Origin of the sequence: Microbacterium sp. 71-36 (genome assembly GCF_001898305.1) — a bacterium.
Lineage (GTDB): Bacteria > Actinomycetota > Actinomycetes > Actinomycetales > Microbacteriaceae > Microbacterium.
In genome coordinates, this window is sequence record NZ_MKTP01000001.1 from 836205 (window position 1) to 856147 (window position 19943).

Annotated in this window: 21 protein-coding genes; 13 read left to right on the forward strand and 8 right to left on the reverse strand. The window is 70.4% G+C overall.

Translation table 11 applies throughout. The annotated features are described in order from the left end of the window. Positions 1-176 precede the first annotated feature (176 nt). Both BGO45_RS04145 and BGO45_RS04150 read right to left on the reverse strand, forming a co-directional pair. A complete protein-coding gene (locus BGO45_RS04145; RefSeq protein WP_292691171.1) occupies positions 177-2705 on the reverse strand; it encodes an ATP-dependent Clp protease ATP-binding subunit in 2529 nt (842 codons plus the stop codon). 98 nt (positions 2706-2803) lie between these two features. After that, positions 2804-3646: a hypothetical protein gene (locus tag BGO45_RS04150; RefSeq protein ID WP_292691173.1), complete on the reverse strand. Its 843-nt coding sequence runs from the start codon at positions 3644-3646 to the stop codon at positions 2804-2806. Positions 3647-3706: 60 nt separating this feature from the next. Here BGO45_RS04150 and BGO45_RS04155 point away from each other — a divergent pair, with 60 nt between their 5' ends. The 3 genes from BGO45_RS04155 to BGO45_RS04165 are packed head-to-tail and all read left to right on the forward strand — an operon-like array spanning position 3707 to position 5767. After that, on the forward strand, positions 3707-4471 hold the full coding sequence (locus BGO45_RS04155) for an EI24 domain-containing protein (RefSeq protein ID WP_292691175.1): 765 nt from the start codon (positions 3707-3709) through the stop codon (positions 4469-4471). Positions 4472-4496: 25 nt separating this feature from the next. After that, positions 4497-4646 (forward strand): hypothetical protein, encoded by a 150-nt coding sequence (locus BGO45_RS04160; protein WP_175611103.1) that lies wholly within the window; start codon positions 4497-4499, stop codon positions 4644-4646. A gap of 20 nt (positions 4647-4666) precedes the next feature. Beyond that, entirely contained in the window at positions 4667-5767 is a 1101-nt protein-coding gene (locus BGO45_RS04165; RefSeq protein ID WP_292691179.1) for a methyltransferase, read from the forward strand. A gap of 3 nt (positions 5768-5770) precedes the next feature. Here the strand turns inward: BGO45_RS04165 and BGO45_RS04170 are convergent, their stop codons facing one another. After that, positions 5771-6235: a DUF3817 domain-containing protein gene (locus BGO45_RS04170; RefSeq protein ID WP_076493973.1), complete on the reverse strand. Its 465-nt coding sequence runs from the start codon at positions 6233-6235 to the stop codon at positions 5771-5773. Between the two features lie 340 nt (positions 6236-6575). Here BGO45_RS04170 and BGO45_RS04175 point away from each other — a divergent pair, with 340 nt between their 5' ends. The 4 genes from BGO45_RS04175 (at position 6576) to BGO45_RS04190 (ending at position 9635) form a co-directional block, all read left to right on the forward strand. Continuing rightward, positions 6576-7598, forward strand: a complete 1023-nt coding sequence (locus BGO45_RS04175) for an FUSC family protein (protein WP_292691181.1) — start codon at positions 6576-6578, stop codon at positions 7596-7598. A gap of 18 nt (positions 7599-7616) precedes the next feature. Then, complete coding sequence (locus tag BGO45_RS04180) at positions 7617-8462, forward strand: ribokinase (RefSeq protein ID WP_292691183.1); 846 nt, start codon at positions 7617-7619, stop codon at positions 8460-8462. After that, on the forward strand, positions 8459-9385 hold the full coding sequence (locus BGO45_RS04185) for a nucleoside hydrolase (protein WP_292691184.1): 927 nt from the start codon (positions 8459-8461) through the stop codon (positions 9383-9385). The genes BGO45_RS04180 and BGO45_RS04185 overlap by 4 nt, the downstream gene beginning before the upstream one ends. Before the next feature lie 73 nt (positions 9386-9458). Beyond that, the gene (locus tag BGO45_RS04190) at positions 9459-9635 is read left to right on the forward strand and encodes a DUF1508 domain-containing protein (RefSeq protein ID WP_076493979.1); all 177 of its coding nucleotides are present in this window, start codon (positions 9459-9461) and stop codon (positions 9633-9635) included. Positions 9636-9697: 62 nt separating this feature from the next. On the opposite strand, the gene nrdF is transcribed toward BGO45_RS04190, so the two are convergent. Genes nrdF through nrdH form a run of 4 tightly spaced genes read right to left on the reverse strand, consistent with a single transcriptional unit; the run spans position 9698 to position 13541 of the window. Further along, entirely contained in the window at positions 9698-10672 is a 975-nt protein-coding gene (gene nrdF / locus BGO45_RS04195; protein WP_076493984.1) for a class 1b ribonucleoside-diphosphate reductase subunit beta, read from the reverse strand. A gap of 32 nt (positions 10673-10704) precedes the next feature. Then, on the reverse strand, positions 10705-12861 hold the full coding sequence (gene nrdE, locus BGO45_RS04200; RefSeq protein ID WP_292691203.1) for a class 1b ribonucleoside-diphosphate reductase subunit alpha: 2157 nt from the start codon (positions 12859-12861) through the stop codon (positions 10705-10707). Continuing rightward, positions 12849-13283 carry a class Ib ribonucleoside-diphosphate reductase assembly flavoprotein NrdI gene (gene nrdI, locus BGO45_RS04205; RefSeq protein WP_076493987.1) on the reverse strand — a complete coding sequence of 145 codons (435 nt, stop codon included), beginning with the start codon at positions 13281-13283 and terminating at the stop codon, positions 12849-12851. The genes nrdE and nrdI overlap by 13 nt, the downstream gene beginning before the upstream one ends. A gap of 24 nt (positions 13284-13307) precedes the next feature. Continuing rightward, positions 13308-13541: a glutaredoxin-like protein NrdH gene (gene nrdH / locus BGO45_RS04210; RefSeq protein WP_022878810.1), complete on the reverse strand. Its 234-nt coding sequence runs from the start codon at positions 13539-13541 to the stop codon at positions 13308-13310. A gap of 385 nt (positions 13542-13926) precedes the next feature. On the opposite strand from nrdH, the gene BGO45_RS04215 reads away from it, so the two are divergent. Then, positions 13927-15132: an MFS transporter gene (locus tag BGO45_RS04215; protein WP_292691210.1), complete on the forward strand. Its 1206-nt coding sequence runs from the start codon at positions 13927-13929 to the stop codon at positions 15130-15132. Between the two features lie 75 nt (positions 15133-15207). On the opposite strand, the gene BGO45_RS04220 is transcribed toward BGO45_RS04215, so the two are convergent. Next, positions 15208-15612 carry a pilus assembly protein CpaE gene (locus BGO45_RS04220; RefSeq protein ID WP_292691212.1) on the reverse strand — a complete coding sequence of 135 codons (405 nt, stop codon included), beginning with the start codon at positions 15610-15612 and terminating at the stop codon, positions 15208-15210. Positions 15613-15678: 66 nt separating this feature from the next. Here BGO45_RS04220 and BGO45_RS04225 point away from each other — a divergent pair, with 66 nt between their 5' ends. The 5 genes from BGO45_RS04225 to BGO45_RS04245 all read left to right on the forward strand — a co-directional run bounded on the left by BGO45_RS04225 (position 15679) and on the right by BGO45_RS04245 (position 19936). Further along, the gene (locus tag BGO45_RS04225) at positions 15679-16431 is read left to right on the forward strand and encodes an alpha/beta hydrolase (RefSeq protein WP_292691214.1); all 753 of its coding nucleotides are present in this window, start codon (positions 15679-15681) and stop codon (positions 16429-16431) included. 44 nt (positions 16432-16475) lie between these two features. Beyond that, entirely contained in the window at positions 16476-17639 is a 1164-nt protein-coding gene (locus tag BGO45_RS04230) for an acyl-CoA dehydrogenase family protein (RefSeq protein ID WP_292691216.1), read from the forward strand. Beyond that, on the forward strand, positions 17639-18913 hold the full coding sequence (locus tag BGO45_RS04235) for a DUF445 domain-containing protein (RefSeq protein ID WP_292691218.1): 1275 nt from the start codon (positions 17639-17641) through the stop codon (positions 18911-18913). Before BGO45_RS04230 ends, BGO45_RS04235 begins: the two co-directional genes overlap by 1 nt. A gap of 60 nt (positions 18914-18973) precedes the next feature. After that, a complete protein-coding gene (locus BGO45_RS04240) occupies positions 18974-19324 on the forward strand; it encodes a gamma-glutamylcyclotransferase family protein (RefSeq protein ID WP_076493995.1) in 351 nt (116 codons plus the stop codon). A gap of 147 nt (positions 19325-19471) precedes the next feature. Continuing rightward, complete coding sequence (locus BGO45_RS04245) at positions 19472-19936, forward strand: histidine phosphatase family protein (RefSeq protein ID WP_292691221.1); 465 nt, start codon at positions 19472-19474, stop codon at positions 19934-19936. Positions 19937-19943: the final 7 nt, after the last annotated feature.

A 19943-nucleotide genomic window follows, 5' to 3' on the forward strand; every position in this document is an offset into this window, starting at 1 on the left:
AGGGGGTCATGGCATCCGATCTCTCTGCTGTCCGTCCTGCGGAGTCCGGCTGGGACACGCCGTCTCGGCGCTCGCCCGCCCGGCGTGTCGCCACGGTTCTCCGCACGACGGCACGGCGCCGGCTCCGGACACGGCGAGGCCCCCGGAACCAGAGAGTTCCGGGGGCCTGTCGAGACTTACGCGGCGAGCGCCACCACGGCGGCGCGGACGACGAAGCCGGAGTCCGTGGCATCCACGATCACCGCTCCCCCGTCGACCAGCTCACCGGCGACGAAGAGGTCGGCGATGCGGTCGTCGATCTCGCGCTGGATGACGCGGCGCAGCGGGCGCGCACCGTACTCGGGCTCGTAGCCGACCTCGGCGAGGCGGTCCACCGCGGCATCCGTCACCTCCAGGGACACCTCGCGCGACGCGAGCCGCTTCGAGGTGCGGTCCAGCAGCAGGCGGACGATGTCGCGCAGCTGCTCCTTCTCGAGCTTGCGGAACATCACGATGTCGTCGATGCGGTTGAGGAACTCGGGCCGCATGGCCTCGCGCAGCTTCCCCATCACACGGTCGCGCAGGTCGGCGTCGTCGAACTCGCGTCCGGTCGTGGTGAACCCGATGGCGCCGGAACGGGATGCCAGGTACTCGCTGCCGAGGTTCGAGGTCATCACGATCACGGCGTTGCGGAAGTCGACCGTGCGCCCCTGGCCGTCGGTCAGGCGTCCGTCGTCGAGCACCTGCAGCAGCAGGGTGAACACGTCGGGGTGGGCCTTCTCGATCTCGTCGAACAGCACGACGGAGTACGGGTTGCGGCGCACGCGCTCGGTGAGCTGCCCGGCCTCGTCGTAGCCGACGTATCCCGGAGGGGCGCCGATGAGCCGCGACACGGTGTGACGTTCGCCGAACTCGCTCATGTCGAAGCGGATCACGGCGGAGTCGTCGTCGAACAGCGACCCGGCCAACGCCTTCGCCAACTCGGTCTTGCCGACGCCGGTGGGGCCGAGGAACAGGAACGACCCGACGGGACGGTTCTCGTCGCCCATACCGGTGCGGTTGCGCCGCACGGCCTTGGCGACCGCGGTGACGGCGGCGTCCTGTCCGATCACTCGCGCGTGCAGTTCGGTCTCGAGCTCGGCGAGACGTCCGCGCTCACCGGCGGTCAGACGCGACACCGGGATGCCGGTGGAGCGGCTGATCACCGCGGCGATCTCGGGCTCGTCGACCACCGCGTCGGGGCGCGGGGAGGACGTGGCGGTCTCGAGGCGCTCCTGCACGGCGGCGATCTCGTCGCGGATGCGCGAGGCCTCTTCGTAGTGCTCGGCCGAGACGGCGGCGTTCTTGTCGGCTTCGAGCGTCGCCAGACGCTCCACCAGCGCTGTCGTGTCGACAGAGACGCCGAGACGCAGGCGCAGACGCGCCCCCGCCTGGTCGATGAGGTCGATCGCCTTGTCGGGCAGCACCCGGTCGGGCAGGTACCGGTCGCCGAGCTCCACGGCGGCGCGCAGCGCGTCGTCGGTGTACGTCACGGCGTGGTGCTCCTCGTACGCCGCACGCAGGCCGCGCAGGATCTCGATCGCGTCCGTGAGGGACGGCTCGCCGACGCGCACGGGCTGCAGACGCCGCTCGAGGGCGGGATCCTTCTCGATCGTGCGGTACTCCTTGAGCGTCGTGGCACCGATGAGGTGCAGTTCACCGCGCGCGAGGCGCGGCTTCAGGATGTTCCCGGCATCCATCGCGCCCTCGCCACCGGCGCCGGCGCCCACGATGGTGTGGACCTCGTCGATGAAGACGACGAGCTTGCCGGACTGGGCGGCGATCTCGTCCATCGTCTGGGTGAGGCGCTCCTCGAAGTCGCCGCGGTAGCGGGCTCCCGAGAGCATGGCGGCGAGGTCGATCGAGACGACACGCGTCTCGCGCAGCTGCTCGGGCACGTCGCCCGCGACGATCGCACGCGCGAGACCCTCGACGACGGCGGTCTTGCCGACGCCGGCCTCACCGATGAGCACGGGGTTGTTCTTCGTGCGGCGGCTCAGGATCTCGATCGTCTGCTCGATCTCGTCGGCGCGACCGATCACCGGGTCGAGACGCCCCTCCGCGGCGAGCGCGGTGAGGTCGGTGCCGAAACGGTCGAGGTTCGGGGTCGTGGATGCCGTCTCCTCGGGCGCCGTGGCCTGCTCGCCGCCGACCACCGTCTCGCGGACGCCCTGCGTCAGGGCCTCGGCGGTGACACCGGCCTGGGCGAGGATCTGTCCGGCGGGGGCGTCCTGCGCGAGGACGAGGGCGAAGAACAGGTGGTCGGGGTCGACGTAGGTGGACCCGGCGGCGCGGGCGACCTGGAAGGCGTGGAACAGCGCGCGCTGGACCGAGCCCGCCACGACGGCACCATCGACGTCGGCGGAGGGACCGGCGGCCGGCAGGCGGCTCTCGGCGGCGCGGGCGATCGCGGCCGGGTCGGCGCCGAGCCGCGCGACGGCGTCGCGCGCGGGGGCCTGCCCGACGAGCACGTGCAGGACGTGCAGCGCGTCGAGCTCGCGCTGCCCACGGCCGAGCGCGTAGCGTCCGGCCTCCTGGAGGGCCTCCTGCGTGCGGGCGCTCAGGAACCGGCTGAGGTCGATGGAGCGCTCGGCACGGGCGCGCTCACCGGCGAGGTAGCGCGCGAGGAACTCGTCGAACGACTGAGCGCCGTTGTCCCCGGCGCCGGGGGTGACATCTTCGGGCAATTCCGTCTCCTGTGATACGTGAGTGGAGTCGACTCAAGTTTGTGACTTGAGTGGCTGCGTATCAAGTTCAACGGAGGGGCTCCGAGGATATTCCCGGCTCACGCCTCCTTCGCCAGAAGCCGCGGGTCGGGCTCGTTCCACAGCTCCACGGTCTGCAGGAACCAGAACACGGCGAACAGCACGAGCGCGAGCGACTCCCCGAGGAACACCCACGGCATCGGCCGGGTGACATCCCCTCCCCCGGCAGCCACGACGAGCGTCGCCGCGAGCCCCGCGAGACAGACCAGGATGCCGACCGCCACCGCCGCGTACGCGGGCCGGAAGCGCCGCGGTGCACGCTGCGGACGCCATGCCCCGATCGCCGCCACCGCCCCGATCAAGACGAAGAAGCCCACCGCGGCGACGTTGTGCGCGAACGAGAGGAACGCGACGGGGGCGGCGAGCCCCCACGCACCGAAGCCCCCGACCATGACGACGACGGCGGTCGCCGTCACGACCACACCCCGCGACACCGTGCCCTGCACGACCGACAGCACCACGCCCGCGACCGCCCCGACGAGGACGACGGATGCCACGGCGACACCGTTGTTGACCACGACGGCGACGACTCCCGGCGGAACGCAGCGCGCGGACGCACCGCACGCCCCGCTCTCGACCGTCGTCGGAACCACCGCGATCACGAGCGCGAGCACCGCGGCGACGTCGAGCAGCCCCTGCTCGACGCTCCGCCCCGACAGCGCGGCGAACGCCGCCGCGACCACGCACAGGCCGGCGACGAACATCGGCCCGGCCGGCGTGTAGTACGCCGCGCTCAGCGACGGCAACGGCCCGCCGGTGATCTCCTCCACCGCGACGGCGACGGCCAGCAGCAGCGTCGCGGCGAGGATCGTCAGGCGCACGTACCGGTAGGTGCGCTGCGTCGACGTCGTGCGGATGCGCATAGCGGCATCCTGTCAGCCACCCCCGACGTCGCGGGCGCGCCGCTCTGCGAGAATGCCCGGATGCGTGAGTTCCTCCAGGGCGCGGCGATGCTCCTCCGCGGCCTCGGCCAGTGGCGTCGCTCACCCGGCGCCATGGCGCTCGGCCTCATCCCCGGCTTCCTCGTCGGTCTGGCCTTCGGCGCCGCCCTGGTCGGCTGGGCGGTTCTCCTGGGCGAGGTCGTCGACGACTGGACCCCCTTCGCGAACACGTGGGACCCCCTGTGGGCCACGGTCCTGCGCACCGCGATCGTCGTCGCCTCCTTCGGCGCCGCCGCGTTCCTCGCGATCGTGTCGTTCACCGCCGTCACCCTCGCCGTCGGCGAACCGTTCTACGACCGCATCTGGCGGGCCACCGAGCTCTCCGCCACAGGCAGGATCCCCGAGGCCGATTACGGTTTCTGGCGCGCCGTCGGAGACGCGGTGCGCCTGATCGTGCGGGGCGTGTTCGCCGCCCTCGCCGCCTGGCTCGTCGGCCTCATCCCCTTCGTCGGCGGACCGCTCGGCTTCGTGGTCGGCGTGCTCCTCACCGGCTGGCTCCTCGCCGACGAGCTGACCTCCCGCGCCCTCTCCGCGCGCGGGCTGGACCGCCGCGCGCGTCGGGCCGTGCTCCGTGAGAACCGCGCCCGCGCCCTCGGCTTCGGGGTCGCGACGCAGCTGTGCTTCCTCATCCCGCTCGGCGCGGTCGCCGTGATGCCTGCGGCGGTGGCCGGAAGCACCCTGTGGACGCACGCGGCGCTCCGCGAGACGCCCGCCGGGGCGCACCGGACGCCCGACGCGGCACGATAGCCTGGAGCGACCGAAGGGATCCCCTATGTTCATCGTCTCGCTCATCCTGTTCGTCGGCGGCATGCTGCTGTTCGGTCTGTCGTTCTCGACCGCCGTGCCCGCGCTGCTCTTCGCCCTCGGCATCCTGCTGGTCGCTGCTTCGCTGGCGCTGCCCTTCCACTTCGGCACCCGGTAATCGCCGACCGCCGTTCCCCGGTGCCTTTCTCTCTCGACGATCTGCGCCGCTGGCCCGACCTCGAGGGTCCGGACCTCGTCGCGGTGGATGCCGCCGACCGACTGATCCTCGACGAATCCGAGGCTGCCCGGGTAGACGCCCCCGAGGGCGGCCTCGTCGTCATCGATGACGCGTACGGAGCCCTCACGCTCGCTGCCGCCGCGGACGGCGCGCGGGGCATCCGCGTTCACCAGGACGCCCTCACCGGAGAACGGGCGCTGTCCGCCAACGCCGATCGGGCCGGACTCGACGCGACGTTCACCCACCACCCGCTGGACGCCGGGCTCCTCCGTGACGCGCGGGTCGTCCTGCTCCGACTCCCCCGCGCCCTGCGCGCGCTCCACGACATCGCGGGACTCATCGCCGCGCACACCCACCCCGACGTCGTGGTGTTCGCCGGTGGCCGACTGAAATACATGACGCCCACGATGAACGACGTGCTCGGCGAGCACTTCACGCGCGTCGACGTCACGCACGCGCGGCAGAAGTCGCGCGTCCTGGTCGCTCGCGGCCCGCACGACGGCGCCGACCCGCGGCCCGAAGCGGCGACCGTCGACGGGCTCGAGGTGCGCGCGTTCGGCGGGGCGTTCGCCGGGGCGTCGATCGACATCGGCACGCGTCTGCTGCTCGCCCACCTCCCCGACCCCGTCGACGGCGCGATCGACTTCGCCTGCGGCACCGGAGTCGTGGCCGCGGCGTGGGCGCTGCGGCATCCCTCCGTCCACGTGGTCGCGACGGACCAGTCCGCCGTCGCGGTGGCCTCGGCCCGCGCGACGGCCGCGGCCAACGGTGTCGCCGACCGGATCGAGGTCGTGCGCGACGATCTGCTCGCCTCGCGGCCGGATGCCAGCGCGTCCCTCATCGCCCTGAATCCGCCGTTCCACACGGGCGGGGCGATCACCGAAAGCATCGCTCCGCGCATGTTCGCCGACGCGGCACGGGTTCTGCACCCCGGCGGTGAGTTGTGGACCGTGTGGAACTCCGCGCTGCACTACCGTCCCGCGCTCGAGCGGATCGTCGGCCCGACGCGTCAGGTCGCCCGCGACCGCAAATTCACGGTCACCGTCTCGACGCGGCGCTGATGCTCAGCCCTTGCCGCCCGGCGGGCCGACCACGAGCAGCACGACGAAGATCAGCGCCACCGCCGCGAGGATCAGGATGCCGAGAACCCACGGCCGACGCAGGAAGAAGCGCAGCAGTCGGTCGAGCGGGCGGTGATCGCGCGGGTCATCGCCGGCCTCGAGTCGCCAGGCGCCGCGCAGCCGGCCCGTGCGGTGCAGCCACACCTCGGTCGGAACCGTGGCGTACGGGATCACGGCGCTGACGATCGCGACGGCGGCGGGCCCGAGCCCCCAGCGCTGATTCAGCGCGACGAGCACCGCGGTCGCACCGTACGCGAGGAAGACGAACCCGTGGATGCCACCCCCGATCGTCACCGCGATCGACAGGTCGGCGGTCGCGCGCAGGATCAGCCCCGCGATCAGCAGGGTCCACGAGATCGCCTCGGCGATCGCGAGCGTACGAAACAGGGTCAGGGGCGTGCGGAACACGTCTCTCCTCGTTCGGGTCGGGACTTCCCACCCTACGGAAGCGCGATCGCGGTCACCCGCCGCACTGTTCGACGTCGAGGCAGCCCGGTGTCGTCCGTCGTCCCTGCGTACCGTCCTGCGGAGTCGGTGACGACACCCCGGCCCGCGGCAGCGCCGCGACGGCGTGTCACCGGACGACTCCGCGCGACGGGACACCTCCTCGGCGCCGCACCCGGCGAACCCTGCCGCGGAGTTCCGCGGCGACACACCGGTCCACCCCCGTCACTCTCGGCGTGTCCCCCCGGGAGTCCGCACGACGGTACAGGCGGAGCAGCCCGCGGACGCCGCGTAGGCTGGTCCGGTGGCGGAATCCCGGGGGCGCGTGTGGACCGGGGTCATCCGCATCGGCCCGCACGGCGGCGCCCATCGGGTCGCGGCTCGGGCCGCGCTCAGCGTCGGTGTGCCTCTCCTGGTCCTGCTGCTGATCGGGCGCCTCGACCTGAGCGTCTACGCGTCGTTCGGCGCTTTCGCCGCGCTGTACGGCCGACTCGATCCGCCCCGCACGCGTGTCCGGATGCAGACGACGGCCGGCGGCATCCTGGTCCTGTCGATGCTGCTCGGCACGCTGCTGTCGGCGCTGTCGGCTCCGCCGGTGGTGAGCGTGGTCGTCGTGGCTGTGATGGCCGCGGCGGTGACCTTGTTCGCGTACCGGGCGCAGTGGCATCCCCCCGGCGCGTTGTTCACGGTGTTCGCGGCGGGGGCGTGCGCGAGTTTCCCCGCGACGGCGGCGACGTTCGGGCTCGTGCTGCTGGTCGGTGTCAGCAGCGTGCTGTGGAGCCTGCTGGTGACGACCGCGCTCGTCCTCTCGCGACGCGGGTCGTGGCGCCGCCCGTCCCGGCAGGCGCCACCGATCGGTCCGGTCGCGTGGGAGATGACGGCGACCGTCGGGGTCGCCGCGCTCCTGGCCGGTGTCGCGGGCACGCTGCTCATCGGGACGCACTGGTACTGGGCGATGGTCGGCGCGGTGGCCGCGGTCGGCGGCGCGCACGTGACCGCGCGGCTCATCCGCGGGACTCAGCGACTCGTCGGCACCCTCGTGGGTGTCCTGATCGCCGCGGGACTGCTCGCCCTGCACCTTCCCCCGTGGGCGATCCTGGTCGTGGCCGTCCTGATGCAGGTGGGGGCCGAGCTGTTCGTGGGCCGCAACTACGGCATCGCGATGGTGTTCATCACGCCTCTCGCGCTCCTGATGATCTCGCTCGCCTCCCCCGCCACGCCCGGAATGCTGCTGCGCGACCGCGTGCTCGAGACGGTCATCGGTGTGGCCGTCGGCACGGTCGTCGCGATCGTTTCCGCGGCGCTGCGGCGCCGCTCGTCCGCCTGAACCCGAAGGAGACCCCGGATGCCGGGACCCACCCCCGTCGCCCTGACCGTCGTCGGCGCGATCAACGTCGACCTCACCGCTCGCGTGGAGCGCGCACCCGGCCCCGGCGAGACCGTCGCCGACGGGGTGCTGCAGCGCGGCCCCGGCGGCAAGGGCGCGAACCAGGCCGTCGCGGCCGCGCGCCTCGGCGCCCGAGTGCGGATGGTCGGTGCCGTGGGCGACGACCTCGACGGACGCGGTGTCCGCGAGCAGCTGGCATCGGTCGGTGTCGACGCGACGACCGTCCAGACCTCCGCGGCGGCCACCGGCACCGCCCTGATCGTCGTGGATGCCACGGGCGAGAACTCGATCGTCGTGTGCGCCGGGGCGAACGCCGCGATCGACGCCGGCGCGCTGGGGATCGAGCCGGGTGCCGCGGTGCTCGCGCAGTTGGAGGTCTCGGATGCCGTGATCTCCGCCGCCGCGGAGACCGCCGGGTTCTTCGCCCTCAACGCCGCCCCCGCGCGCCCGCTCCCCGCCGGGGTGCTCGAGCGCGCCGACCTCGTCATCGTGAACGAGACGGAGCACGCCCAGCTCCCCGAGGTGCACGACGCTCCCCTGCTGTGCGTGACGCTGGGAGCCGAGGGGGCGCGGCTGTACCGGCACGGTGAGCCCGTCGCCTCGGCACCCGGCGTCGCGACGACCGTCCGCAACACCGTCGGCGCGGGCGACGCGTTCTGCGCGGCGCTGGTCGTGGGTCTGCTGCGCGGCGACCTGCACGAGGTGGCTCTTGCGCGCGCGTGCGCCGTCGGCGCCGCCGCCGTCGCGGATGACGCGTCGCAACCCGCCCTGCAGGCACTCGACACGTACGGGGTGTCCGCGTGAGCCGGCGCCCGATCCTCGTCGACTGCGACACCGGCATCGACGATGCCCTCGCCCTCGCGTATCTGCTGGCCGAGCCCGCGGTGGAGATCGTGGGCGTCACGACGTTCTCGGGGAACACGGATGCCGCCCGCGGCGCCGCCAACACCCTGACGCTGTTCGAGCTCGCAGATGTCCACGACATCCCGGTCGCCGTGGGCGCGCACCACTTCCGCGGACGCGACTACGCGGGCGGCGCGCCGCACGTCCACGGCGACGACGGCGTCGGCGGCATCGCGTGGGCCGCGGCCGGCCGCTCCCCCGATACCCGCGCCGCCGTCGAGCTCATCGATCACCTCGCGGCACGGCATCCGGATCTCACCGTCCTGGCCCTGGGGCCTCTGACCAACCTCGCCGCGTACGCCGAGACGCCCGGCGTCGCCGCGTTCGAGCGGCTCGTCGTCATGGGCGGCGCGTTCGGCCACTCGGGCAACGTGACCGCGTGGGCGGAGGCGAACATCCACAACGACCCCGAATCGGCCGCGGTCGTCTTCGCGCAGGACTGGGACACCACCCTCGTCCCCCTCGACGTCACGATGACGCAGACCCTGGATGCCACCGACCTCGTGCGCCTCGAAGCGATCCCGGGCGCCGTCCCGCAGGCGCTGGCCGCGATGCTGCCGGCGTACCTCGACTTCTACGAAGGCCGCGTCTTCCCCGACCGCCGCTGCGCTCTGCACGACCCGCTGGCCGCGATGGTCGCGGCGGGCGTGCTGCGCGGCGTGAGCGTCGCGTCGGGTCAGGTGGAGGTGCGGCTCACCGGTGGGGAGCGGGGGCGCACCGTGTCGTCGCGCGGCTCGTCGACGCAGCGGTGGGTGCGCGGCATGGAGGGCTCCGCCGTCGAGGTGCTGATCGGGCGGCTCGAGGGGCGGGTGTGGCCGGGCTGAGCTGACCGTTGCATGCCGTTACTTCGAGCGTCATGATGTCCTCGTTCACAGGAACTCCAACGGGGGAGGAACCATGGCAGGCAAGTACGAGCTCTACAGCGACAAGGCGGGGAAGTTCCGCTTCCGCCTCAAGGCCGCGAACGGACAGGTCATCGCCGTGAGCGAGGCCTACGAGTCGAAAGCGTCGGCACACAACGGCATCGCGTCGGTGAAAGCGAACGCCGATTCGGAGACGGTCGATCTGACCTGAACATGTGCATGACGAAGGGGCCCCACGCGATCACTCGCGCGGGGCCCCTCGTCACAACCGGATCAGAAGTCCCAGTCGTCGTCTTCCGTCGCCTCGGCCTTGCCGATGACGTACGACGAACCCGAGCCGCTGAAGAAGTCGTGGTTCTCGTCGGCGTTCGGCGACAGGGCCGACAGGATCGCCGGGTTCACGTTCGTCACCGACGCCGGGAACATCGCCTCGTAGCCGAGGTTCATCAGCGCCTTGTTGGCGTTGTAGTGGAGGAACTTCTTCACGTCCTCGCTGAGGCCCACCGAGTCGTACAGGCTCTGGGTGTAGTGCACCTCGTTGTCGTACAGCTCGTACAGCAGCGAGAACGTGTAGTCCTTGATCTCATCGCGGCGGGCCTGGTCGACCTGCTCCAGACCGCGCTGGAACTTGTATCCGATGTAGTACCCGTGCACGGCCTCGTCGCGGATGATGAGGCGGATCAGGTCGGCCGTGTTGGTGAGCTTGGCGCGGCTCGACCAGTGCATCGGCAGGTAGAAGCCCGAGTAGAACAGGAACGACTCCAGCAGCGTGGAGGCGACCTTGCGCTTGAGCGGGTCGTCGCCACGGTAGTAGTCCATGACGATGTGCGCCTTCTTCTGAAGGAACTCATTCTCGGTCGACCAGCGGAACGCCTCGTCGATCTCTTTCGTCGAGCACAGCGTCGAGAAGATCGACGAGTAGCTCTTCGCGTGCACCGACTCCATGAACGCGATGTTGGTGTACACCGCCTCCTCGTGGGGCGTGATCGCGTCGGGGATGAGCGAGACCGCACCGACCGTGCCCTGGATCGTGTCGAGCAGGGTCAGGCCCGTGAACACGCGCATCGTCAGCGTCTGCTCGTCGGGGGTCAGCGTGTTCCACGACTGGATGTCGTTCGACAGCGGCACCTTTTCGGGCAGCCAGAAGTTGTTGACGAGACGGTTCCAGACCTCGAGGTCCTTGTCGTCCTGGATGCGGTTCCAGTTGATCGCCTGAACGTGGTTCAGCAACTGCAGCTTCTCAGCCATGGTGTCCTCAATAAGAAATCGTGATCAGCGGATCAGAGCATGCACGAGACGCACTCGGTCATGTCGGTGCCCTCGAGCGCCAGCTGACGGAGGCGGATGTAGTAGATCGTCTTGATGCCCTTCTTCCACGCGTAGATCTGGGCCTTGTTGATGTCGCGGGTGGTGACGGTGTCCTTGAAGAACAGCGTCAGCGACAGGCCCTGGTCCACGTGCTGCGTGGCGGCGGCGTACGTGTCGATGACCTTCTCGTAGCCGATCTCGTAGGCGTCCTGGTAGTACTCCAGGTTCTCGTTCGTCATGAACGGCGCCGGGTAGTACACGCGACCGAGCTTGCCCTCCTTGCGGATCTCGATCTTCGACGCGATCGGGTGGATCGAGCTCGTCGAGTTGTTGATGTACGAGATCGAGCCGGTCGGCGGCACGGCCTGCAGGTTCTGGTTGTAGATGCCGTACTGCTGGACGGATGCCTTCAGCTCGCGCCAGTCGTCCTGCGTCGGGATCTGCACGCCGGCGAAGAGCTCCTTGGTCTTGACCGTCTGCGGCTCCCAGACCTGATCGGTGTACTTGTCGAAGAACTCGCCCGACGCGTAGGTGGAGTTCTCGAAGCCGTCGAAGGCCGTGCCGCGCTCGATCGCGAGACGGTTCGAGGCCCGCAGCGCGTGGAACAGCACCGTGTAGAAGTAGATGTTCGTGAAGTCGATGCCCTCTTCGGAGCCGTAGTGGACGTGCTCGCGAGCGAGGTAACCGTGCAGGTTCATCTGCCCGAGGCCGATCGCGTGCGAGCGGTCGTTGCCGTCTTCGATCGAGCGCACCGAGGCGATGTGGCTCTGCACGCTGACGGCGGTGAGGGCGCGGATGGCCGTCTCGACCGTGAGGCCCAGGTCGCCGCCGTCCATCGCCAGGGCGATGTTCATCGAGCCGAGGTTGCAGCTGATGTCCTTGCCGATGGTGTCGTACGACAGGTCTTCGTTGTAGGTCGTGGGGGTGTTGACCTGCAGGATCTCCGAGCACAGGTTCGACATGTTGATGCGTCCGGCGATCGGGTTGGCCTTGTTCACCGTGTCCTCGAACATGATGTACGGGTAGCCAGACTCGAACTGGATCTCGGCGAGGGTCTGGAAGAACTCGCGCGCGTTGATCTTCGTCTTCTTGATGCGCGGGTCGTCGACCATCTCGCGGTACTTCTCGGTGACCGAGATGTCGCCGAACGGCTTGCCGTAGACCTTCTCGACGTCGTACGGCGAGAAGAGGTACATGTCCTCGCCGTTCTTGGCCAGCTCGAACGTGACGTCGGGGATGACGACACCCAGCGACAGCGTCTTGATGCGGATCTTCTCGTCGGCGTTCTCGCGCTTCGTGTCGAGGAACCGCAGGATGTCGGGGTGGTGCGCGTTGAGGTACACCGCACCGGCGCCCTGACGCGCGCCGAGCTGGTTGGCGTAACTGAAGCTGTCTTCCAGGAGCTTCATCACGGGGATGATGCCGGAGGACTGGTTCTCGATCTGCTTGATCGGCGCGCCCGCCTCACGGATGTTCGACAGCAGCAGGGCGACGCCACCGCCGCGCTTGGACAGCTGGAGGGCGGAGTTGATGCCGCGGGCGATCGACTCCATGTTGTCTTCGATGCGCAGCAGGAAGCAGGAGACGAGCTCGCCGCGCTGCGCCTTGCCGGCGTTGAGGAACGTCGGGGTCGCGGGCTGGAAGCGACCCGAGATGATCTCGTCGACGAGCTGCACCGCGAGGCGCTGGTCGCCGTCGGCGAGCGCGAGGGCGGTCATGACGACACGGTCCTCGAAGCGCTCGAGGTACCGCTTGCCGTCGAAGGTCTTCAGCGTGTAGCTCGTGTAGTACTTGAACGCACCGAGGAAGGTCTCGAAGCGGAACTTCGCGCCGTACGCGCGGTCGTTGAGCTCCTGGATGAACTCCATCGAGTACTTCGCGAGCACGGTGGGCTCGTAGTACTCCTTCTCGACCAGGTAGTCGAGACGCTCCTTGAGGGAGTGGAAGAAGACGGTGTTCTGGTTGACGTGCTGCAGGAAGTACTCCCGCGCGGCGCGCTTGTCGGCGTCGAACTGGATCTTCCCGTCGGCGTCGTACAGGTTCAGCATCGCGTTCAGGGCGTGGTAATCCAGCCCCTCGAAACGCGCCTCGGTCTTGAAGTCCACGTCGCTCAGCCCTACTTCCACCACAGTTCCAATCCTTCGGTGACGCGCTCGACGTCTTCTGGTGTGCCGAATACTTCGATGCGATACAAGTGCGGCACGGAACACTTGCGGCTGATGATGTCTCCGGCGAGGCAGAAGGCGTCGCCGAAATTGGTGTTGCCCGCGGAGATGACCCCGCGGATGTGGCGTCGGTTGCGCTCCTCGTTGAGGAAGCGGATGACCTGCTTGGGGACGGCGCCCTTCTCGACACCGCGGCCGACGCCCCCTCCGTAGGTGGGGGTGACCAGGACGTAGGGTTCGTCGACGTGGAGCGGTGGGTCCGTCGGTCGCAGGGGGATGCGTACGGCCCGCTTGCCGAGCTTCTCGATGAAACGTGCGGTGTTGCCCGACACGCTCGAGAAGTAGACGAGCAGCGGAGCCTCGGTCTCCGACAGGACAGCGCTCATGAGAACCCTCTGAGCCCGTCCGGATCAGGCCAGGCGCGAAGCCAGCTCGTCGATCTTGTCGGGGCGGAAGCCCGACCAGTGGTCCTCGTCGGTGATGACGACGGGGGCCTGCAGGTAGCCCAGGGACTTGACCTGCTCGAGGGCCGCGGGGTCCTCGGTGACGTCGAGCACGTTGTACTCGATGCCCTTCGAGTCGAGTGCGCGGTAGGTCGCGTTGCACTGGACGCAGGAAGGCTTGGTGTAGACGGTGATCGCCATTCTCGTTCTCTCTCTCCCCTGGAAATCTTCGTCCGGCCGCTCAGGGCGGGCCGGGAGCTCAATACTACATATGGGGACGGACATCGGGGGGAACCACAAGGGGTAGTAGTTACACGGATGTGATTTTCCACCGCTCTCCCCATGTACAACACAGGTTGTCCACGATTTCATCCACAGGGAACGCACGGATCTCGACCTCGTCGAGGCCCGTCGTTCCGCGGATCTCGCGCCTCCTTCCGGCATCCATCCACAGTTCGGACGCTAGACGGGGGTTCCGACATCGCACAGGGGGTGGATATCGCCCCTCGGCGTGTCGCGGCGTGTCGCGGCGGGGCGCACCCACGGCGCCGGCCGTCGTGTCGGAGGCACCCGGTACCGTGGTGCAGTGGCCGGCTACCGCGTACTCCTCAGAACCCCGGGCGTGGGGCGCATCATCGCCGCGCAGCTGACGGCTCGATTCCCCAACGGCATGATCAGCCTCGCGGTGCTCCTGCACATCGAGCACATCACCGGCTCCTACGGCGCCGCGGGTCTGGTCCTCGCCGCGACGAGCGTGGGCCAGGCGGTCGCAGGCCCCGTCACGAGCCGGTGGATGGGCCGGTGGGGCATGCGCCGCGTCCTCTCCGTCACGCTCATCCTCTGCGCGGCGGCGATCGCGGCGATCGCCCTGCTGGTCGTGCCGCTGCCGGTGTACATGGCGCTCGGCCTGGTCGGCGGCCTCTCCACTCCCCCGGTGCAGTCGGCCGTGCGCACCATCTACCCCAAGATGGTGCCCTCGTCGCAGCTGACGCCGCTGTACTCGCTCGACGCGTCACTGCAGGAGATCATCTGGGTGCTCGCCCCCGTGGTGATCACCCTCGTCGGCACCCAGGTGGGAACCGTGCCGGCGCTGCTGCTCATCGTGGTGATCCTGCTCGGCGGCGGCACGTGGTTCATCCTCAGCCCCGAGGTGGGTCGCGTCCGCATCCCGCGCAGCCGACGCGCCCTCGGGACCGTCCTGCGCAAACCGCCGGTGATCCTCGCCACGGCGACCGGTTTCCTGCTGGTCGGCGCGTGCGCGGCGGTCGAGGCCGGCGTCGTCGCGACCTTCAACCACGGCGGACTCGAGGCGGGCCTCATCCTGGCGGTGTTCGCGGTCGGCAGCCTCGCAGGCGGCCTGTCCTTCGGCCACATCCCGATCGGCCGCTGGGCGATGGCCCGGCGTTTCGCGATCGTCACGGTCGGCCTCACCCTGACGATCGTGTCGCTGAACGCGTGGTGGCTCGGCGCGACGCTGCTCGTCGCGGGCGCGGGCATCGCCCCGGCCCTGGCCGTGATGTTCGCCATGACCTCGGCCAGCGTGCGCTTCAGCGAGACCGCCGAGGCCTACGGCTGGATCGGAACAGGACAGCTCATCGGCGCGGCGGCGGGTTCCGCCGTGGCCGGTTTCCTCGTCGACGGCGCCGGTCCGCAGGGCGCCTACATCGCCGCCGCCGGGTTCGCCGCCGCGGGGCTGCTCGTGTCGGTGCTGTTCGTCCGCGGCTTCCCCGACCTGCGCCACCGCGACGCGAGCCCGATCCCCGACACCGAACCGGTGCACACGATCACCTGACGCACGGCCCGCGCACCGGGCAGCACGTCCGCTCCGCCCGCCGGCACGCCCGCGAGCCCGGACGGCGAGGGCCCGTCAGCGCAACCGCCGCAGCAGCTCCAGCACCGCGAGCGCATACGCGTCGGCGGGTTCGGGGTGATCGAAGACGAGCGTCGCGCCGCCGACCGAGATCTCCACCTCGTGCGTGTCGGACAGCCGACGCAGCGACCGGAACGACGACCGCAGCATCTCCCGCAGCTGCGCCTCGGACGGCAGCCACAGCGCGTCCTCGGTCGCCACCGAGTCCAGCGCCCACTCGGTGGTTCCGTTGAAGGCCAGGATCCGCCCCGTCGGGTACTCGCGCGGCTCCACCGTCATCTCGCTCACGGTGAAGACGTCCGCCTCGAACTCCGGCTCGTTCAGCTGGAACCGGTCACCCGAGCGCGGATGCCAGACCAATCCGGCTTCGCGCAGGGCCAGGGCCATCTCGGTCGAGATCATGGCATCCATTCTGGGGGCGCAAGGCCCGGGCGGGGCCGCGGTCGCCGACCCGACAGAATGGATGCCATGCCTGCTCCCGTGACCCTGCCCCGCCTCTCGTGGGGCGATGTCGACCGGCCCGCCGTCCTGCTCGCTCACGGGCTCGGATCCGACGGCGCACTCATGTGGCGGTTCGGAACGGCCCTCGCCGACGCGGGATGGCATGCCGTCGCCGTCGACCTGCGCGGTCACGGAGACGCGCCCCGCACCCTCGACTACACGCTCGCGGCGTACGGGGCGGATCTGGCCGCGACGCGTCCCGACCGGGGCGGTGCGTGGGACGCCGTGGTCGGCCATTCGCTCGGCGGCGCCGCAGCGACCCTCGCCGCCGCGGGCGACCCGGCGTGGACGCGTCGGTTGGTGCTCATCGACCCGGCGATCCTCCTCGCCGACCACGACCGCGAGACGGTTCGCGCGAGCCAGGAGCAGTCGTTCGCCGATCCGACCGTGACCGCCGTGCGGGCGGAGCACCCCCACTGGCATCCGATCGACGTCGAGCTCAAGGCCCGGGCGACGCAGCGCGCGAGCCGGTGGGCGGTCGAGCAGACGAGCCTGCAGAACCCGACGTGGGACGTCCGGCCGGCGGCGGCCGCCCTCTCCGTCCCGACGCACGTGATCGGCGCCGACCCCGCCGTGTACTCGATCTTCACGGGAGCGCTGGCCGACGAGGTGCGCCGGAACCCCGTCGTGTCGATGTCCATCGTCTCCGGCGCCGGGCACTCCCCGCACCGCGATCGCCCGGACGAGACCGTCGCCGCCCTGCGGGCGGCACTCGGCTGACGCCCGCCGCCGCGATGTCGGATCGGAGGACCAGAATGGATGCCATGGCCTCCGCGTTCGACCCCGCTCGGTTCCTCGCCGACGACCTGATCGCCCGGCTGCGCGAACGCGCACCGGTGCACGATCGCGAGAACACGTTCCCGCACGACGACCTCGACGACCTTCGCGCCGCCGGGTACCTCGGCATCCTGGCGCCCGTGGAGTTCGGTGGGGCGGGACTGTCGCTCGCCGAGGCCGCGGTGCTGCAGCAGCGGCTCGCGGGCGCCGCCCCGGCCACCGCGCTCGCGGTGAACATGCACCTGGTCTGGACCGGCGTCGCGAAGGTGCTGCGCGACCGGGGACTCGACGATCTCGATTTCGTGCTGCGGGGAGCCGCGGTGGGCGAGGTCTTCGCGTTCGGCATCAGCGAGGCCGGCAACGACCTCGTGCTGTTCGGCAGCGACACGGACGCCGCGCCCGACGGGGAAGGCGGCTACCGCTTCACCGGCACAAAGATCTTCACCTCCCTCTCCCCCGTCTGGGACCACCTGGGCGTGCACGGACTGGACACGACCTCCCCCGACGCACCGAAGATGGTGTTCGCGTTCCTCGACCGCGACGACAGCATCGTCGCGCGCGACGACTGGAACACGATGGGCATGCGCGGCACGCAGAGCCGCACCACCGAGCTGCGGGGCGCCCACGCCCCGGCCGATCGCGTCGTGCGCCGCCTCGATCCGGGCCCGCAGCCCGACCCGCTCGTCTTCGGCATCTTCGCGGTGTTCGAGATCCTCCTGGCCTCCGTGTACACGGGGATCGCCCGCCGCGCGCTCGACCTCGCGGTGGACACCGCCCGGGCACGACGGTCGAAGAAGACGGGGGCGAGCTACGCGGCCGACCCCGACATCCGCTGGCGCATCGCCGACATGGCTCTCGCCTACGACGCGCTGCCCCCGCAGATCGCGGCGCTCAGCAACGAGGTCGACGAGCGCGTCGATCACGGCGCCCGCTGGTTCTCGCTGCTCGCGGGGCTCAAGCACAGAGCCGTCACGGCGGCCAAGGCCGTCGTCGACGACGCCATGCTGGTGGGAGGCGGGTCGGCGTACTTCGCGACCACCGAACTGAGCCGTCTGTACCGCGACGTGCTGGCCGGGCAGTTCCATCCGTCCGACCCCGAATCCGCCCACTCGGCTGTGGCGACGGCCTGGCTCGGGCCGGTCGACGCCTGATGGCGCGCACACCGACGGCGCTGCTGACCCCGGCCGATCAGGAACGTCGGCGGGCGCTCCGCCGGATGAAGGGGGTCGCCCTCGGGGCTCTTCTGGCCATGGCGGTCGTGTTCGGCGTGGCCTTCGCCTTCCAGCGCGACGTCGAGTGGCTGCAGTACGTCCGCGCCGCGGCCGAGGGCGGGATGGTCGGTGCGCTCGCGGACTGGTTCGCGGTGACCGCGCTGTTCCGGCGTCCGCTCGGGCTTCCCATCCCGCACACCGCGATCATCCCCCGACGCAAGGACGAGATCGGCCAGCAGCTCGGCGAGTTCGTCGAGACGAACTTCCTCGAGGGCGACGTCGTCCGCACCAAGCTCGAGGCGACGCCGCTCGCTGCGCGGGCGGGCGCCTGGCTCGCCGACCCCGCGCACGCCGAACGTCTGGCGGCGGAGGGCGCCACGCTCGCGTCGAGCGTCCTGCGCGCCCTCAGCGACGACGACGTCCAGGGGCTCATCGAAGACCTCGCGCGGGAACACCTGCTGGAGCCCGATTGGGGTCCGTCGATCGGCGGATGGCTGGAACGTGTCGTCGGCGCCGGCGCGCATCACGGTGCGGTCGACCTCGCGCTCGACAACATCGCGGTGTGGCTCGCGAACAACCGCGAGATGTTCCAGGGGCTCGTCTCCCAGCGGCTCCCCTCGTGGGTGCCGAGCCTCGCGCACCGGCTCGTCGACGACACGGTCTACCGCGAAGCGGTGGGCTTCGTCGATGCGGTGCGCGCCGATCCGCGCCACCAGGCGCGCGGGGCGATCGATCAGTACCTCGCCCGACTCGCCGACAATCTGCAGCACGATCCGGCCACGATGCTGCGCCTCGAGGGCGCCAAAGCCTCGATCTTCGACAGCCCCCGCGTCCGCGGACTCGCCGCCGACGCGTGGAACACCGCCAAGACCGGTCTCCTGCGTTCCCTCGCCGAGCCCGACAGCGCGCTGCGTCGTCGGGCCGCGGCGGCTCTCGCCGACGTCGGCGTGCGGCTGCAGAACGAGGAATCTCTGCAGCGCCGTGTCGACGGCTGGGTCACCGACGCCGCGGTCTTCCTGGTCGAGCGCTATCGCCACGACATCGCGTCGATCATCACCGACACCGTCGAGCGCTGGGATGCGGCCGAGACGACCGAGAAGATCGAGCTCATGGTGGGCCGTGACCTGCAGTACATCCGACTCAACGGCACGATCGTAGGTGCCCTCGCCGGCCTCGCCATCTTCACGATCGCGCATCTCGCCTGGGGCTCCTGACGCCGCGACGCGGAGAGAAACCTGCTGCCATCGACGCAGCCGCATGGGTACCCTGAGCGCGTGAGCTTCGGTTCGGGGGCGGAGTCCCTCTTCGTGTACGGCACTCTCCAGCTGCCCGAGGTGCAGTTGGACACCTTCGGCCGGCTCCTCTCGGGGGAGGCCGACGTGCTGCCCGGGTTCCGACTCGAGTGGGTCGCGATCGACGACGACCGCGTCGCCCAGCTCTCGGGGTCGGACTCGCACCCGATCCTCCGCCGGACCGACGATCCACGCGATCGGGTGTTCGGCCGCGTGCTCTCCCTCACCCCTGAGGAGCTGGATGCCGCGGACGAGTACGAGGTATCGCTGTACCGCCGCGTCTCGGTGCTGCTGGCCAGCGGCATCCGGGCGTGGGTGTACGTCGGCCACTGACGCCCCTCATCGCACGGGACACGCCGTCGGCGCCAGCCCTCATCCCGCGGGCTCCACGTCGATATCCTCATCTCGGATGCCGGCTGTACCTCCGCGCTCGTGCGCGCTCCGCGTCCGACTCCTCAGTGGCAGCGAAGCGGAGAGACGATGATCCAATTGATCCTGGCCCGGCACGCCAAATCGGACTGGGCCGACGAAGGGCTGGACGACCACGACCGCCCGCTCAATGACCGGGGGCGCCGTGATGCCCCGGCCATGGCACGGTCGGTCCTCCGCCGCGGTGTCCGACCGGAGGCTCTGCTCTCCAGCACTGCGGTGCGGGCCCGCAGCACGGCAGAGGCCTTCGCGGAGGAGTTCGAGGTCGAGGTGAGCGAGCGGCCCGAGCTCTACCTGGCCGAACCCGACACCCTCTTGGAGGCCGCACGGATGAGCGGTGCCCGCGAGGTCATGGTCGTCGCCCACGACCCGGGCATGAGCGAACTCGTCTCCCGGCTCGCCGAGCGCGACGTGCGGATGGTCACGTCGGCGGTGGCGATCTTCACGTGGCACGACGGCGAGTGGAGCGATGTCGGCTCGGCGGCGCCCGACGAGTTCGAGCTGCTCACCCCCTGAGCGGCGC